We start from the raw sequence: 16,624 nt of genomic DNA, 5'->3' as shown, positions 1-16,624 counted from the left end.
GAAACCGCTATTGTACTTCTTTTTTAAACAATTTTACATTGCCGTAATCTGATGTGATTGAAACTTTGTTTTCACCTTTTTTCTTAAAAAAACCACTAACTCTTTTGCTATTATTGGTTTCCTCTTTAGAATTTACACTCAATTCATTGTCATATCTAAAGTCGCCAAATTTTACAGATACATCAAAATCAAAGCTGTAATTAGGTTGGAAACCAATATCTACACCGGTATATCCAGCTACGATGTTTACATTATTGGCTTTGGCTTGAATGGCATCAACAGAGATGTTACTGTATTTTGTGTTTAGTTTCAATTGATTGGATAAAGAGCCAACATCAATGGTCAAATAATTTCCAATACCATCTAATGAATTGAGTTTCTTAATTTTGACACTTCCGTATTTGCTGTTGTATTTTACATCATTACCCTCATTGATCTCAATTTCAGAATATTCTGAAAGCAAGTCCAGCTTGGATACTTCATTTATTTTTAAGTTTGAATATTTAGAGGTTATTGCGGCATTTTTTAAGGATTCAATAGTAGAACTTGGGCAATAACTAATCTGAATCGCATTGTTGTTTCCGTTTAATTTGCCTAAATTAATTCTTCCGTACTTGCAATTGATATCAGTTGTAGAAAAGAGATCTGTAGTTCGTATATCCCCATACTTATTATTGAGTTTTGCAGTTCCGTTTTTTGGGATTTTTACGGTGTAATTAACCTCAAAATTGTTATTTCTTCCATTACCTTTCAAGCCGATGTTATCAAAGACAGTTTTGGCGGTAACCATGTTTTTTAGACCAATAAAATCTACATTGATTCCTGCTAATTTTTGGTTGACCCACTTTTCGTTATCACCGCTAACCTTGATAAGAACTTCAATTTCAATTTTGTCCTCATTCCAAGTGGTGACAAAAATATTCCCATAAGAGTTGTCAATATTTACTCCGGCATCGCTATTCACGATATAAGCTTTGCTGATAGTTTTTTGTTTTGAATAGGTAAAATCCTCATTCGAAAATCCTAAAAAAGGAATAAATAACAGTAGTAATAGCAGTATGTTAAATTGTTTTTTCATCGTTTAAGTTTTTAAGTTTTTCTGTTTCGTCAATATGCTTTAAAACATTTTGCAAAAATGAAATTCGGGTTTGAAGATTGCTAATCATAGCATAAATAATTGGTTTGCTTTCACCATTAACTTCCAATTCGTGCTTGATTTTTTCATAATCACTATCTAACGATTTCATCTGCTGCAATGCATCATTTATGATTTTTTCGTTTTCTGGTGATTTTTTAGCTTTAACTTGTTCTAATTGATGTTCAATCAAAACGGTAAAAATAGAGTCGGTTTGCTTGGTCTCTTTAGAAGCAAATTTTAATTCTTTGGGTTTGTCATTATTGGTATAAAGCAATGCAATTCCAAGCATGACAACTACAGATGCAGCTATGGCATAGATGTAACCAAAATTCTTTTTTCGTTTTTTAAGAGCCAATTTTTCTGAAAATCGATTACTATGTTGACTATCCATTTCATGAATGTCCCATTGGTTTTCTAAATTTTCAAATAATTGATCTAACTTTTCATTTTCATTTTTCATTTTCATATCTCATTTAGTTTTTTTCTTAAATTTTCTTTAGCTCTGCTTAATGTTGTTCTGCAATTGGCATAACTAATCTTAAGAATTTCACTTATTTCTTCTTGGTCATAACCTTCAATATAGAATAAGGTTAGAACCATGCTGTAATTGTATTTCAAGGACTGAATGGCGTCTAAAACCTGTTTGACTTTTAGATCATTAAAATCTAATTTTTCTCCCCAATCATTTTCTGATTCTTCTAGTTTATAAAGTGATTTTTCAAAATCTTCTGTTTTAAATGGATTGTTTTTTTTATAAAAATCTATGCTATAATTTACAATTATCCGTTTCAGCCAAGCTCCAAAAGCTACTTCTTGCTTGAAATCATTTATTTTGGTAAATGCTTTCAAGAAACCTTCTTGCATGACATCTTCGGCAAAATGTTCGTCTTTCACAATTCGATAGGCCACATTATACATCGCCTTGCAATAGCGATTATAAATCTCAAATTGTGCTTTCTGATTATTCTCTTTGCAAAGCGTAATTAATTCTTCGATATTTTGGTTGGTTAAGCTCAAGCAGTAGTTAATGGTTTATTATAAAAGACATGTTATTTTTTGGTTTGTTACAGTTTTATAAAAATAATTCATTGTTTTTTTGATGCAGCATTTTAGTTTGGCGTATTCCAACTAGTCTTGCTATGCGTTTCGTGCTTTTTTGGTACTACAAAGCACTGTGACAAAAGTGCACCATTGCTATCATTCACATAAACAACTGCTGACCAATGGGGTTTTGCAAACAAAAAAGATATTTTTTCAATTTGTAAAATATAACTTGTGATATTTTTTTTTGTAGTACAAATAATATTACTTTTGACGGCTAAATTCTTAAACAAATTATGAAAAATTTTACAACTTCGTTTTTATTATCGCTTTTAGCAACGTTCTTTTTTACTGCATGTAGTAATGACTCTTCTGATGATGCACCAGTAGCAGAAAATTCAACTGGAGATTATTGGCCAACAACTGTAGACAATAATTGGGTTTATGCTCAAAATGGTGAAGAGACTTCTATGAAAATTATTGGAATTGATGAAATTAATGGAGCTAAATATTATAAATTTAACCAAATGGCAGCATTTGGTTCTTCTATTGCAGGACAAGCATCAGTTTGGATTAAGAAAAATAAAGGTGATTACTATATTAAAATTGGGGATATAAATATTGATGTAAACGGAATGAAGGGTAAGATTACAGGATATGAATTTATTCTTTTTAAAGATTATTTAGAGGCAAACCAAACTTGGACTGGCAGTTATAGTACTACTACAAGTTATAATATTGCTAATTTTCCAAGCATTGTTACAAATGTAAATTGCACAGGGAAAATTTTAGAGAAAAATTTGACTTTGACTATAAACGGTATAACTTATAAAGATGTGATAAAATTTAGTTTAGTACAAAATCCTTCTATTAGTGGGCAAGCTACTTCTGAAATTGTAACAAATTATTGGATTGCCAAAAATGTGGGTCTAATTAAAATAGATAATGCTGGATCTATTAGTGAACTTAAATCAAGTGTAATAAAATAGCATTTTTTTAATTTTAAATTTTAAAACGAAAAACCCAAAATAAAAGTTTTGGGTTTTTTTGTGCTTTAAATTTATTGTATGTTTTTTTGAAATAAAGAAGTAATGTAAAATTTGCTAAGCAATTAATTATTTTGGCACAATGATTGCCCTATTTTACTCCTAAATATAATACAGTATTTATACATCAATATTATCTCTAAATATTGTTATGATGCCTTATATTTGCATTCCGATTTAAAAAATTAATGACAAAAAGACTTAAACTATACTATGTCAAATCATAAAATCCTTACTATTGACAATCTGTCACTTCAAGAATTTGATTCTGAAGCCGAATTAATTCCGTTATTGACTCCTGAAGATGAGGAGGAAATGAATAATGAAGAATTGCCGGATTCTTTGCCTATATTGCCATTACGAAATACTGTTTTATTCCCAGGAGTGGTTATTCCTATTTCGGCTGGAAGAGATAAATCGATAAAATTGATTAATGATGCCAATGCTGCAGGAAAAGTAATTGGGGTAGTTTCACAAATCAATGAAGAAGATGAAGATCCTACAAAAGACGATATTAATAAAGTAGGAACTGTAGCCCGAATCTTGAGGGTTTTAAAAATGCCAGATGGTAATGTTACAGTAATCCTGCAAGGAAAAAAACGTTTTGAAATAACCGAAGTAGTTGCTGAGGAGCCATATCTTACAGCTAAAATTAAAGACGTTCCTGAAAAAAGACCTGCAAAAAAAGATTCTGAATTTAGTGCAATTCTTGATTCGATAAAAGAACTAGCAGTTCAGATTATAACTGAAAGTCCTAATATTCCATCAGAGGCTACTTTTGCTATAAAAAACATTGAAAGCCCTTCATTTTTAATCAGTTTTGTTTCTTCTAACATGAATTTGTCTGTTAAAGAAAAACAAGATTTATTATCGATTAATAGCTTGAAAGATAGAGCTTTGGAAGCTTTGCGCTTTATGAATGTAGAGTTGCAAAAATTGGAATTAAAGAATGATATTCAATCTAAAGTTCGTTTTGATTTAGATCAGCAACAAAGAGAGTATTTCTTGCATCAGCAAATGAAAACCATCCAAGAAGAATTGGGAGGCGTTTCGCAGGAGGAAGAAATGGACGAAATGAGTCTGAAAGCCCAAACCAAAAAATGGGATGAAACGACAAAAAAACATTTTGATAAGGAATTGTCAAAAATGCGTCGCATGAATCCACAAGCTCCGGATTTTGGTATTCAAAGAAATTATTTAGAATTGTTTTTAGAGTTGCCTTGGGGTGAATTTTCTAAAGATAATTTTGATTTGAAGCATGCTCAAAAAGTTTTAGATAAAGACCATTTTGGATTAGAAGAGGTTAAAAAGAGAATGATCGAACATCTTGCTGTGCTTAAATTAAGAAATGACATGAAGTCACCAATTATTTGTTTAACAGGACCTCCGGGTGTTGGTAAAACTTCAATTGGTAAGTCTGTTGCAAAAGCATTGGGAAGGGAATATGTTCGTATTTCATTAGGAGGATTGCGTGATGAAGCAGAGATTCGTGGACATAGAAAAACCTATATAGGAGCAATGCCAGGTAGAATTATTCAAAGTTTAAAGAAAGCGGGAACATCTAATCCAGTGTTTGTTTTAGACGAAATTGATAAATTGTCATCTAGTCATAACGGAGATCCTTCATCGGCTTTATTAGAGGTTTTAGATCCAGAGCAAAACAATTCTTTTTATGATAATTTTCTGGAAATGGGATATGACTTATCTAAAGTAATGTTTATTGCAACGTCTAATAATATGTCAGCTATTCAGCCAGCATTAATAGATCGTATGGAGGTTATAAAAATGTCAGGGTATACTATTGAAGAGAAAGTAGAAATTGCCCGTAAACATTTGTTCGCAAAACAACTTGAGGCACACGGTCTGAAAGCTAAAGATTTGACAATTGGAAAAAAACAATTGGAAAAAATTGTAGAAGGATATACTCGTGAATCTGGCGTTCGTGGATTAGAAAACAAGATTGCACAAATCATTAGAAATGCTGCAAAATCAGTTGCCATGGATGAACCTTATAACAATAAAGTAACTGATGAAGATATTGTAAAAGTACTTGGTGTACCTCGATTAGAAAGAGATAAATACGAAAGTAATGATGTTGCCGGTGTAGTTACAGGATTAGCTTGGACAAGTGTTGGTGGTGACATTCTTTTTATAGAATCACTGATTTCTCCAGGTAAAGGAATAATGACTATTACAGGGAATTTAGGAACAGTAATGAAAGAGTCAGCAACAATTGCTTTAGAATACATTAAAGCGAATGCTGAAATCTTGGGATTGAATCCTGAAATGGTTTCTAAATACAACATTCATCTACACGTTCCGGAAGGAGCTACTCCAAAAGATGGACCTAGTGCAGGAATTGCAATGTTGACTTCTTTAGTATCATTATTTACTCAAAAACGAGTGAAGAAAAACTTGGCCATGACAGGTGAGATTACTTTACGCGGAAAAGTATTGCCAGTAGGAGGGATAAAAGAAAAAATATTGGCAGCAAAAAGAGCTAATATTAAAGAAATCATTTTATGTCATGAAAATAAAAGTGATGTTGATGAAATCAAACCTGAATATTTAGAAGGTCTTACATTTCATTATGTAAAAGAAATGGGCGAAGTTTTAGAGTTAGCGATAACTAAAGACAAAGTCAAAAATGCCAAAGATTTGAAATAACAAAAACTAAAATTTCAATCCCGAAATGGATTATTTTGGATGATTTATAAAATTCCAAGCCCCAATTGTATTAATTGGAGTTTGGAATTTATTGTTTTATAATTTAATTAAGTAATTTATTGTTTTATAATTTTATCTTCGCAACTGCGTTTTATATATTAGAAATAGCGTTTTAAGCATGTCCCAAAAACTTTTGTTATTTTATTTGTTTTTTGTTTTTACCGTGTCATACGGTCAAATAGGAGGGAAGCATACTTATGGGTTCTTAAATTTGGTTACATCACCCAGGCAAGCTGCCTTGGGAGGGAAGACGGTTACTATTTATGATGAAGATGTCAATGAAGCCTTATTTAATCCGGCAACTATAAATGAAGAAATGAACAATCATTTGGCATTAAATTACGGGAATTACTATAAAGAGGTTACTTACGGTACGGCTTCATATGCTTATACATATGATCAACATTTGCAGACATTTCAGGCGGGAGTAAATTATATAAATTATGGAAAGTTTGATGGATATGATGAAAATGGGTTGCCTACATCTGAATTTAAAGGTAGCGAAATAGCTCTTTCTTTTGGTTATGCTTACAATATTCCTTATACTGATATACATGTTGGAGCCAATGCTAAATTTATCGAATCTACTTTAGAGAGTTACAATTCATTTGGAGGTGCAATAGATTTAGGTTTTTTATATATAGATGAAAAAAATGATATAAATTGGGGTTTGACTATAATGAACATAGGAACGCAATTTACGTCTTATGATGGTACGAGAGAAAACTTGCCTTTAGAAATAATAGCAGGAGTATCTCAAGAATTAGAAAATGTGTCTATTCGCTGGCATTTTACATTAGAGAATTTACAACAATGGAATTTGGCTTTTTCGAATCCAGTTAATTCAGAAACGTCAATAGACGGGAGTGTAACTGAAGAAAAAGTTTCCGTTTTTAACAACGCCTTGCGGCATATGATTTTTGGTATCGAGCTTTTTCCTAAAAGAGCTTTTAATCTTAGACTGGGTTATAATTTTAGAAGAGGAACAGAATTGCAAATTCAAGATCAGCGCAATTTTTCAGGGCTTTCATTGGGGTTTGGTCTTAAATTAAATAAATTAAAATTCAATTATTCCTATTCTAAATATACTTTAGCAGGGAATACAAGTCTGTTTGGACTGACAATTAACTTTCTGGAATGATTTAAAAAACGGTAGAGGAGTTGATTGACGCTAACAGAAATGCATAAAAAAAGTATAATTTAAAAATGAAGATGGTGATGAGAAAAATATTTTTTGGCTTAATTTTTATAGGGTTTGTTTTTTCTAGTTTTAATAAGAATTATAGAGGTGGTTCAACCGATATAAAACTGAATAATCAAATAGAAGAAGTAAAAGGACTTATTAATAGTAATTCGAAATACAATAAAGAAATTGCTTTTTTTATTGATATGGAAATTCAATCGGGTAAAAATCGTTTTTTTGTTTATGATTTGAAGAATGATAAAATTATTGATGAAGGATTAGTTGCTCACGGTTCAGGATCAGAAACCGGAATTCCGGGAAAGCTAAAATTCAGCAATATAAATAATTCTCGCTGTACATCATTGGGGAAATATTCCATAGGCAATCATTATTATGGGCAATATGGGAAATCATATAGACTGTATGGATTGGATAAAACAAATAGCAATGCCTTTGGTAGAAGTATAGTTCTGCATGAATTTTGGGCTGTTCCTTATGAAGAGCAAGATAGAAATATATGCAATAGTTATGGCTGTCCGATGGTTAATGAAAAATACTTTGAAAGAATAGAAAAAATAATAGACAACTCTAAAACAAACATTATTTTAAGTATTTACTATTAAATGGATGTAGTAAATACGGTGCAGTGATTTTAACCTATGAAAAAAACAATTCTTTTATCTTTACTTTTTAGTTTGATTTTTAATTTTTCTAAAGCACAATCTATTGAAAAATTTGCCGACAGTATAAGAAAAAAATACAGCATTCCTGAACTGAATTATGCAGTTCTCTCTTCGGATAAAATTATCGAAATGAAAGCTCTTGGCTATAAAAAAGAGGGTTCAGATTCGAAGGCAGCATTAACAGATAGATTCAGAATAGGTTCAAATACCAAGACTGTTACTAGTTATATCGCTTTATTGCTGGTAAAAGAAGGTAAAATCAATTGGAATACTAAATTTTTTGATTTGTATCCTGAGTTAAAAAAGAAAAGTAATCCAGCTTATTATAATGTTACATTACAGGATCTTTTAACCTTTCGAGCAAAAATTATAGGTTGGTCATATACAAATGAAAAACCAAGTCAAAATGAAATACATGGAGATGAACAACAGCAGCGTTATGAATTTGTCTCATGGATTTTGCAACAAAACCCTCCAAAAGAAAAATATTCAGTTTATTGGTCGAATCCAAGCTATGTGATTGCTAGTTTAATGCTTGAAAAAGCTAGTGGGAAACAGTATGCTGTTTTGGTAAATGAACTTGGAAAAAAACTAAAAATAAAATTTGATTTTGGACAACCTAATTTCAAAGATATAAAACAGACATGGGGACATAATGAAAAATTAGAACCTGAAAATCCTTCTGATAACTATAAATTGAATTGGTTGTCATCTGCGGGGAATATTAATGTTAGTTTGGCTGATTATACTAAATTTGTTCAGTTGCAACTTCAAGGTTTATTAGGGAAATCTAAAGTTGCATCAGCAGAAGATTTTAATTTTATGCATTATGGATTGCCTGAATTTTCTTTTGGTTGGAATTCTGAAACTGATGAAACTACCCATTTAAAATATTCGTGGCATGAAGGTACTCCGGGGTCTTTTCTAACTCAAGTGTATATTTGTAAAGATACCGATAAAGCATTTGTGTTTTTTGCGAATGTTCAATCAGATAAAGCGCGTGAAGGTCTGGCTTTGTTATTTGAGAAGCTAAATAAAAAGTACTCCAAATAAGAATGCTTTTTTGGGAAGAATAGAAAAAAATGATTTTAAATCTTATATATTAAAATAAAGAATGAAAAAAATAATTGTAGCAATAGATGGGTTTTCATCCACAGGAAAAAGCACTTTAGCCAAACAACTCGCTAAACAATTAGGATATGTATATGTAGATACTGGTGCTATGTATCGAGCAGTGGCGTTATTTGCTATGCAAAACAATTATATTGGAGTTGATTTTTTAGATAAAGAAAAATTGGTTAATAGCTTGCCTTCTATAAAGCTACATTTTAAATTCAATCCTGAGCTGGGGTTTGCGGAAATGTATTTGAATGATGTCAATGTTGAAACAGAAATCAGAACCTTGGAAGTTTCCAGTTTTGTAAGCGCAGTAGCTGCTATTTCGGAAGTGCGTTCTAAATTAGTAGAACAACAGCAGGAAATGGGTAAAGAAAAAGGGATTATTATGGATGGTAGAGATATAGGAACGGTTGTTTTTCCGAATGCCGAACTCAAAATATTTATGACCGCAGGAGCAGACACCCGCGCACAAAGACGTTTTGACGAATTGCAGGCCAAAGGAGATTCTGTTACTTATGAAGAAGTTTTGAAAAATGTAGTAGATCGCGATTATGTTGATACTCATAGAGTTGATTCTCCTTTGGTAATGGCAGATGATGCTATAGAAGTTGATAATTCTTTCCTAGATCGTAAAGAACAATTTGATGTTGTTTTAGAATTAATAAATGATGTTATAGAAGCTGAATAAATAGTTGCTAATTTCAATTTTAATATTAGTTTTACAGGCTGATATACTTTTTTATAAAAATACAATTCATGGGAATTAAGAATAGGTTAACATTAATGAGTTTTCTGCAGTTTTTTGTTTGGGGAGCTTGGTTGATTACAATTGCAAATTATTGGTTTGGAACCAAAGCATGGGAAGGAACTCAATTTGGTTTGGTTTTTAGTACAATGGGAATAGCTTCCCTTTTTATGCCTACTCTTACAGGAATCATTGCTGATAGATGGATAAATGCTGAGAAATTATATGGAACTCTTCATATTTTGTATGGAGGAGTTTTGTTTTACATTCCTATGGTTGATAATCCAACAAACTTTATATATGTAATGCTTTTGGCAATGTGTTTTTATATGCCAACGATTGCTTTGAGTAATTCGATATCTTATAATGCCTTAAAGAATAGCAATAAAGATGTAGTTAAGGATTTTCCACCAATTCGTGTTTTTGGAACAATTGGTTTTATTGTTGCTATGTGGATTACCAATTTGTCAGGGAATAAAGCTACGGAGTATCAATTCTATATTGCTGGAGTTGCTGCCGCATTGTTGGGAATTTATTCTTTTACTTTGCCTGCATGTAAGCCACAAAGATTAATTAAAGAGAATGCTTCCTTGATGGAAACTCTAGGATTAGAGTCTTTTAAGTTATTTGCAGATTACAAAATGGCTCTTTTCTTTATATTTTCTATGTTTTTGGGAGGAGCTTTGCAGCTTACTAATGCGTATGGAGATGTTTTTCTAGATGAATTCAAACATTTCCCAAAATATACAGATTCATTCGTTGTGAAATATTCTACTATTATTATGTCTATTTCTCAAATTTCTGAAACCTTATTTATACTTGCTATACCGTTTTTCTTGAAAAGATTTGGTATCAAGCAAGTTATGCTGATTAGTATGTTGGCTTGGGTATTGCGTTTTGGACTTTTCTCGTTTGGAGATCCTGTTCAGGGATTATGGATGATTATTTTGTCTTGTATTGTGTACGGAATGGCTTTTGATTTCTTTAATATATCGGGATCATTATTTGTTGAAACACATACAGATCCTAAAAATAGATCTTCAGCACAAGGATTGTTTATGATGATGACCAATGGGATAGGAGCTATTCTGGGAAGTTTTACATCAGGATGGGCTATTGATCGTTTTTTTACAAAATCATTTCATAGTACTGCAGACTTAGCAAATTTTTTACAAACAGGAACGACTAATTCAAAAATGTTGGAGTTTATAAAAAATCAAGGAAATACAATTGGTGCCGATGGGTTATTTGATAAAGTAATCTTGATGAAAGATTGGCATACCATTTGGTTGGCTTTCGCAACTTATGCATTGATTATTGCCGTAGCGTTTGCAATTTTGTTTAAACACGAACACAATCCTAAAGAAGTTGAAGTGTTAAAACATTAAGTAATAGAAGAATTAAACCCGACAGGTTCATGAAAACTGTCGGGTTTTTTATTGTTGATAAATCACTATAAAAACCAATTAGCCCCGATGGAAGGGAAAATCCTTTTAGTACCGTCTTTTGGGACGAGGCTAAAAGATTGGAATGACAGCGGGAAGAATACCTCCAAGAATGCTTGTTTTTTCGCTTCTGAGCCTCTTTTTTAATTACTAATCAACATCTTAGTATAAATATTTTGTTATCTTAAATAAAAGAATTACTTTTGCACACCTTTTGGTGAATAAGAGTTTCCTTTAGGTATCAACTATTTATGTAAAACAGCTTCTGTTTTTTCTATCACTTTGAGAAACTCGAGAGAACACAGAATACAAATTTTTAATCAGCATGTCTGAACAATTAAAATCACAAGAAGAGTTTTTAGCAAATTTTAACTGGCATAACTTCGAAGAAGGTATCGATGCAGTAGATGAGAAAAACTTATTGGAATTCGAAGAACTAGTATCAAAAACTTTCATCGCTACAGATCAAGAAGAAGTAGTAGAAGGTGTAGTTGTTAGAATTACAGATAGAGACGTTATCGTTGATATCAACGCAAAATCGGAAGGTGTTATTTCATTAAACGAATTCCGTTACAACCCAAACTTAAAAGTAGGTGATAAAGTTGAAGTATTAATCGACATCCGTGAGGACAAAACAGGTCAATTAGTATTATCACACAGAAAAGCACGTACTATCAAATCATGGGATAGAGTTATTTCTGCTAACGAAACAGGAGAAATCGTTAATGGTTTTGTAAAATGCAGAACTAAAGGAGGTATGATTGTTGACGTTTTCGGAATTGAAGCTTTCTTACCAGGATCTCAAATTGATGTTAAGCCAATTAGAGACTACGATGTATATGTAAACAAAATGATGGAATTCAAAGTGGTAAAAATTAATCACGAATTCAAAAATGTTGTTGTTTCTCACAAAGCGCTTATTGAAGCGGATATTGAAGTACAGAAAAAAGAAATCATCGGTCAATTACAAAAAGGACAAGTATTAGAAGGTGTTGTTAAAAACATTACTTCTTATGGTGTGTTCATTGACTTAGGTGGTGTTGATGGATTAATTCACATTACTGACCTTTCTTGGAGTAGAATCAACCACCCAAGTGAAGTTCTTGAATTAGACCAAAAATTAAACGTTGTAATCCTTGATTTCGATGATGAGAAAACAAGAATTCAATTAGGATTGAAACAATTAAACGCTCACCCATGGGATGCTTTAAATGCTGATTTGAAAATTGGTGATAAAGTAAGTGGTAAAGTAGTTGTAATCGCTGATTACGGTGCTTTCATCGAAGTTGCTGAAGGTGTAGAAGGTTTAATCCACGTTTCTGAAATGTCTTGGTCTACTCATTTACGTTCTGCTCAAGATTTCGTAAAAGTTGGAGATGTTGTTGAAGCTGTTATCTTAACTTTAGATAGAGATGACCGTAAAATGTCATTAGGTATCAAGCAATTGACTCAAGATCCTTGGACTGATATCACTGCTAAATACCCAGTAGGTTCTAAACATACAGGTATCGTTAGAAACTTTACAAACTTTGGAATTTTCGTAGAATTAGAAGAAGGTATCGATGGATTAATTTACATCTCTGATCTTTCTTGGACTAAGAAAATCAAACACCCATCTGAATTTGTAAATGTTGGTGAAAAATTAGACGTAGTTGTATTAGAATTAGATGTTGAAGGACGTAAATTATCTTTAGGTCACAAACAAACTACTGCTAATCCTTGGGATCAGTATGAAGATTCTTTCGCAGTTGGAACTATCCACACAGGTGAAATTTCTGAAATCGTTGACAAAGGAGCTACTGTAGAATTTGGAGAAGATATCGTTGCTTTCATTCCAACTCGTCACCTTGAAAAAGAAGACGGTAAAAAATTGAAAAAAGGTGATACTGCAGATTTCAAAGTAATTGAATTCAACAAAGAATTCAAAAGAGTAGTTGCTTCTCACACTGCTATCTTCCGCGAAGAAGAAGAGAAAAACGTGAAAGCTGCAACTGAAAATACTTCATCTGCATCTACTACAAATGCACCAGCTGCAACTTTAGGAGATAACAATGATGTATTAGCTGCATTAAAAGCTAAAATGGAAAAATCTGAGAAAAAATAATTTCTAGATTTTTTGAATATAGAAAGCGCCGCAATTAGTATGGGCACTAAATAAGAATGTACAAAATACAGTAGTATAAAATCCCCCTTAAAAAACCCTTAAAAACCCTGTAAAACAAGGCTCTCAGTTAAAAACGAGGGCTTTTTTTGTTATGTAATGGAATGTGCATAAAACGTAAAATACCGTAATAATACCGTAATAAAAACTCAAGAATTAAACCCTAAGTAAAACTATACCGAAACATTTAGCAGAAACAACCCCTTAAAATAGCTAAAAACAGCCATTTAAGACGATTTAATCTCTTTTTAAACCATATTTAAATCTAGTTTAAAATCAACCGTTTTAAACTGAAATTTTTAAAACTTATATTCGATAAAAAAGGAATATTTTTCCTTTGCATAACCAGTTGGGTGGACAGTTGCATGGACAAAAGCAATACAAAAGCAACAATATACTACCCCCTTTAAAAGCTAAAAGGATATACAAAAGAACTTTTTGTAATATTTTCAACCCCCTTTATGAACAATATACACACGTGCGTACAATTATCGTATTTATTATAAATCAATGATATACATCTGTATAAAGTGGCTATAAAAACTAAAAACGTGCACAAATACTTAATTCCTAATCATTTTTAAGCACAACCCAGTGTGCGGGAACTTTAACCTGCCGCTCTCCTGTCAGTGGATTTGTTGTCACCTTCTAATTGAGCTTTAAGCTCTATATTTTGAGCTTCTAGTGATGCAATTTTTTCTTTTTGCATAGCAATTAACTCTTTTTGAATATTTATTAGATCGTTATTAGTGGAATTGACGGTTTCCTGAATTTTTCCAAAGCATAAATAATCCATTGAAGTACCATAAATAGTACATATCTCCATTAAGTGCGCGATTGTAGGCATTAATTTGCCTTGCTCTATCTTACTATATTGGCTACTATCTACCCCGATCGAGGTAGAAAATTCCTTCGAAGACATATTTTTCGACTCTCTTAATTGCTTGATTCTTAAATACATATTTACATATTATTACCTATAAAGGAACATTGTTCCTTTTTTATTTGTAAATAAGGAATATTTTTCCATAAATTTGCCGTACACAATTACAAATAATATTTACAGGTGTAAAGATATGAAGAAAATCAGAATTCACCCGGACATGGCGAAGGAATTAGCTGAAGAGTTTAAAACAACCCGTCAAACAGTTTACGCAGCTTTATGCTATTTCAATAATAGCGAGCTTGGTAAGAAGATTAGGGCAGGTGCAAAAGCTAAACTTTTAAAAGAAGCTGAAGACGTAGTTATTTCAGACGAACCAAATCAAGAAAAGTAACAACACTTATCAAAGAACAAAATGCCACAAATTTGGATTAATAACATGGTAGTTGTAGAATGGGAAGAATTAGTACCGGATTTCTACCCATCATTAGCCGCTTTACAAAAGGATATAGCGCGTTATAAAGATAAACCCTACGGTATTAAAAAAGCCCAGTCAGGAGGTAATTGTAGAAAGATGTTAATATTTTTTGAGAGTCTTCCAAAAGAAACACAAAATACTCTTGGCGACCCAACAAAATGCGACCATCCTTTAGAACTTTATTACAAAGTTGACGGCGGAGCCGTAGATTTTTACTCAAACTTTGAAAGACTGGATGGAAGTTATTTGCACCTCGATGTACAAGAAAAGTATATCGTTAATGCAAGTGTTGTAAAAGCAGTTTTGCAACTGAAAGCAGCTCGAGAGTTAGAACGCACAAAAATGGGTGGTCGCAAAACGGATATTAACCAAACTCTTTGCTATGATGCTCAAAGCTTTAACGAAGTTTTAACAAAGAAGTACAAAGCTACACACAACCTTCCTGCTCACCCACGCAGATTTAATGAAACTCTTAAAAAATTCAACGAGATTGGATACATAAGCCTTGTTAAAGACGTTAGAGGTGCTTCCAAACAAAATCGTCGTATCGTAACTGATGAAATGGTGAAGTTTTTAAATGATTTGTTTGCGACTCAAAGCCACAAACCAACTGCAACCGAAGTGGCAGAACAATACGAAGGATTTTTGGCGGGTTACGTTGAAGTAATTAATAATAAAACCGGTGAGGTTTACAACCCGAAAGACTTTAAAAAACTAAGTAAAGGAACTGTAATTAATTATTTATCGCAATGGAAAAACAGCATTGGAACCCATGCGAAGCGAAGCGGTGACCGTCAAAAGCTTATGCAGAAATTTAAACCTGCACATTCATTGGAACAACCAAAATTTGCCGGTTCCTTACTTTCAATTGATGACCGTCAACCACCTTTTGAATATCTAAAAGGAAAAAGAATGTGGTTTTACAATGCGATTGATTTAGCCAGCGAAGCCTTTACATGCTGGGTTTATGGAAAAAGCAAAGACGGTATTATTTTAGAGTTTTACCGCCAGTTAGTTAGGAATTACCACGATTGGGGTTTAAACCTTCCTGATGGGTTAGAATGCGAAAGCTCTTTAAACAGCTCTTTTAAGGATTCTTTTTTGCGTGAAGGGTCAATGTTCCAAAATGTCAGAATCGAAGCTAATAACGCAAGGGGTAAGCGAATAGAAGCATATTACAGACCATTGCGATATCAACTGGAGAAAAAACGTGAAGGTTGGCTAGCCCGTCCATTCGCAATAAGTGAAAGTAATCAAAAAAGCAGTCAGGAAAAAATCATATTGCCATATGAGCAAATTGTTAACGGCTGTTTAAATGATATTGTGACCTGGAACAATATGCCACACAGCAAAGACAAAACAAAAACTCGATGGGAATACTTTTTAGAGAATCAAAACCAAAACGTGAAAGCAACCAATTACAGGGCTTTCATGCTGCACTTAGGTTATAGAACTGAAACTTCGTGTAATGCAGGAATAATTGACCTACAATACGGGCAATACCTTTTAGGCGATAACGGAAAAATCTTTTTAGGCGATAATCTGATCAGATTGATGAACGAAGTTGAAGGGAAAAACATTGACATCTATTGGTTAGACGATAACCAAGGGAAAGTCTTCAAAGCTCTTATATACCGAAACGGTAAATATATTTGCGAAGCACGTCCAAAACCAACTTACAACCGTGCTAAAATCGAACAAACGGAAGACGATATAAACGCCCGCGAAATAATGAGCGCCTACGTTGCCACAATCGAAGCTTTCCAACGTCATCAACTTAGAGCAATCGACAAAGTAACAGTTATTGATAACAGACAATTCACTTTAAATAACAAGTTTCAAATACCTGGTTTAAATACATCGGTCTTCAGAATGAACAACGAACCTGCGGAATCTGTAGGAACAATTGAAGACGAATCGGACAACATTCCTGTAATCACCCAGAGAAAAGCATTAATCGACAGATTTTAATCAA

The 16,624-nt window shown here is 32.6% G+C and carries 14 protein-coding genes; 10 read left to right on the top strand and 4 right to left on the bottom strand.

The genetic code is table 11. The features are described from left to right. Positions 1-7: 7 nt before the first annotated feature. From OZP08_RS14440 to OZP08_RS14430, 3 genes are read right to left on the bottom strand one after another with little or no spacing between them, the layout of a single operon-like run. A complete protein-coding gene (locus OZP08_RS14440; protein WP_281322178.1) occupies positions 8-1,078 on the bottom strand; it encodes a DUF4097 family beta strand repeat-containing protein in 1,071 nt (356 codons plus the stop codon). Continuing rightward, entirely contained in the window at positions 1,062-1,598 is a 537-nt protein-coding gene (locus tag OZP08_RS14435; protein ID WP_268846793.1) for an anti-sigma factor, read from the bottom strand. The genes OZP08_RS14440 and OZP08_RS14435 overlap by 17 nt, the downstream gene beginning before the upstream one ends. 2 nt (positions 1,599-1,600) lie before the next feature. After that, positions 1,601-2,155 carry an RNA polymerase sigma factor gene (locus tag OZP08_RS14430; protein WP_268846792.1) on the bottom strand — a complete coding sequence of 185 codons (555 nt, stop codon included), beginning with the start codon at positions 2,153-2,155 and terminating at the stop codon, positions 1,601-1,603. A gap of 320 nt (positions 2,156-2,475) precedes the next feature. Between OZP08_RS14430 and OZP08_RS14425 the strand changes: the two genes are divergently transcribed. The 8 genes from OZP08_RS14425 to rpsA all read left to right on the top strand — a co-directional run bounded on the left by OZP08_RS14425 (position 2,476) and on the right by rpsA (position 13,231). Further along, positions 2,476-3,168, top strand: a complete 693-nt coding sequence (locus OZP08_RS14425; RefSeq protein ID WP_268846791.1) for a hypothetical protein — start codon at positions 2,476-2,478, stop codon at positions 3,166-3,168. A 270-nt stretch (positions 3,169-3,438) separates the two neighbouring features. After that, positions 3,439-5,892: an endopeptidase La gene (gene lon, locus OZP08_RS14420; protein WP_268846790.1), complete on the top strand. Its 2,454-nt coding sequence runs from the start codon at positions 3,439-3,441 to the stop codon at positions 5,890-5,892. 178 nt (positions 5,893-6,070) lie between these two features. Beyond that, positions 6,071-7,093, top strand: coding sequence for a type IX secretion system protein PorQ (gene porQ, locus OZP08_RS14415; protein WP_268846789.1), 1,023 nt, complete (start codon positions 6,071-6,073; stop codon positions 7,091-7,093). A 77-nt stretch (positions 7,094-7,170) separates the two neighbouring features. Next, positions 7,171-7,758 (top strand): murein L,D-transpeptidase catalytic domain-containing protein, encoded by a 588-nt coding sequence (locus OZP08_RS14410; RefSeq protein ID WP_268846788.1) that lies wholly within the window; start codon positions 7,171-7,173, stop codon positions 7,756-7,758. A 36-nt stretch (positions 7,759-7,794) separates the two neighbouring features. Beyond that, on the top strand, positions 7,795-8,871 hold the full coding sequence (locus OZP08_RS14405) for a serine hydrolase domain-containing protein (protein ID WP_281322177.1): 1,077 nt from the start codon (positions 7,795-7,797) through the stop codon (positions 8,869-8,871). Between the two features lie 61 nt (positions 8,872-8,932). Further along, positions 8,933-9,625, top strand: coding sequence for a (d)CMP kinase (gene cmk, locus OZP08_RS14400; protein WP_268846787.1), 693 nt, complete (start codon positions 8,933-8,935; stop codon positions 9,623-9,625). A gap of 68 nt (positions 9,626-9,693) precedes the next feature. Beyond that, positions 9,694-11,070, top strand: a complete 1,377-nt coding sequence (locus OZP08_RS14395) for a nucleoside permease (RefSeq protein WP_281322176.1) — start codon at positions 9,694-9,696, stop codon at positions 11,068-11,070. A 382-nt stretch (positions 11,071-11,452) separates the two neighbouring features. Then, on the top strand, positions 11,453-13,231 hold the full coding sequence (gene rpsA / locus OZP08_RS14390) for a 30S ribosomal protein S1 (protein ID WP_268846785.1): 1,779 nt from the start codon (positions 11,453-11,455) through the stop codon (positions 13,229-13,231). A gap of 664 nt (positions 13,232-13,895) precedes the next feature. Here the strand turns inward: rpsA and OZP08_RS14385 are convergent. Beyond that, positions 13,896-14,249, bottom strand: coding sequence for a helix-turn-helix domain-containing protein (locus tag OZP08_RS14385; RefSeq protein ID WP_268846784.1), 354 nt, complete (start codon positions 14,247-14,249; stop codon positions 13,896-13,898). Positions 14,250-14,364: 115 nt separating this feature from the next. On the opposite strand from OZP08_RS14385, the gene OZP08_RS14380 reads away from it, so the two are divergent. After that, a complete protein-coding gene (locus OZP08_RS14380) occupies positions 14,365-14,565 on the top strand; it encodes a hypothetical protein (RefSeq protein ID WP_268846783.1) in 201 nt (66 codons plus the stop codon). A 21-nt stretch (positions 14,566-14,586) separates the two neighbouring features. Continuing rightward, positions 14,587-16,620, top strand: coding sequence for a hypothetical protein (locus tag OZP08_RS14375; RefSeq protein WP_281322175.1), 2,034 nt, complete (start codon positions 14,587-14,589; stop codon positions 16,618-16,620). Positions 16,621-16,624: the final 4 nt, after the last annotated feature.

Origin of the sequence: Flavobacterium aestivum (assembly GCF_026870175.2) — a bacterium.
Classification (GTDB): domain Bacteria; phylum Bacteroidota; class Bacteroidia; order Flavobacteriales; family Flavobacteriaceae; genus Flavobacterium; species Flavobacterium aestivum.
Note: the sequence above shows the minus strand (reverse complement) of the source record. Positions and strands in the feature narration are given on the sequence as shown.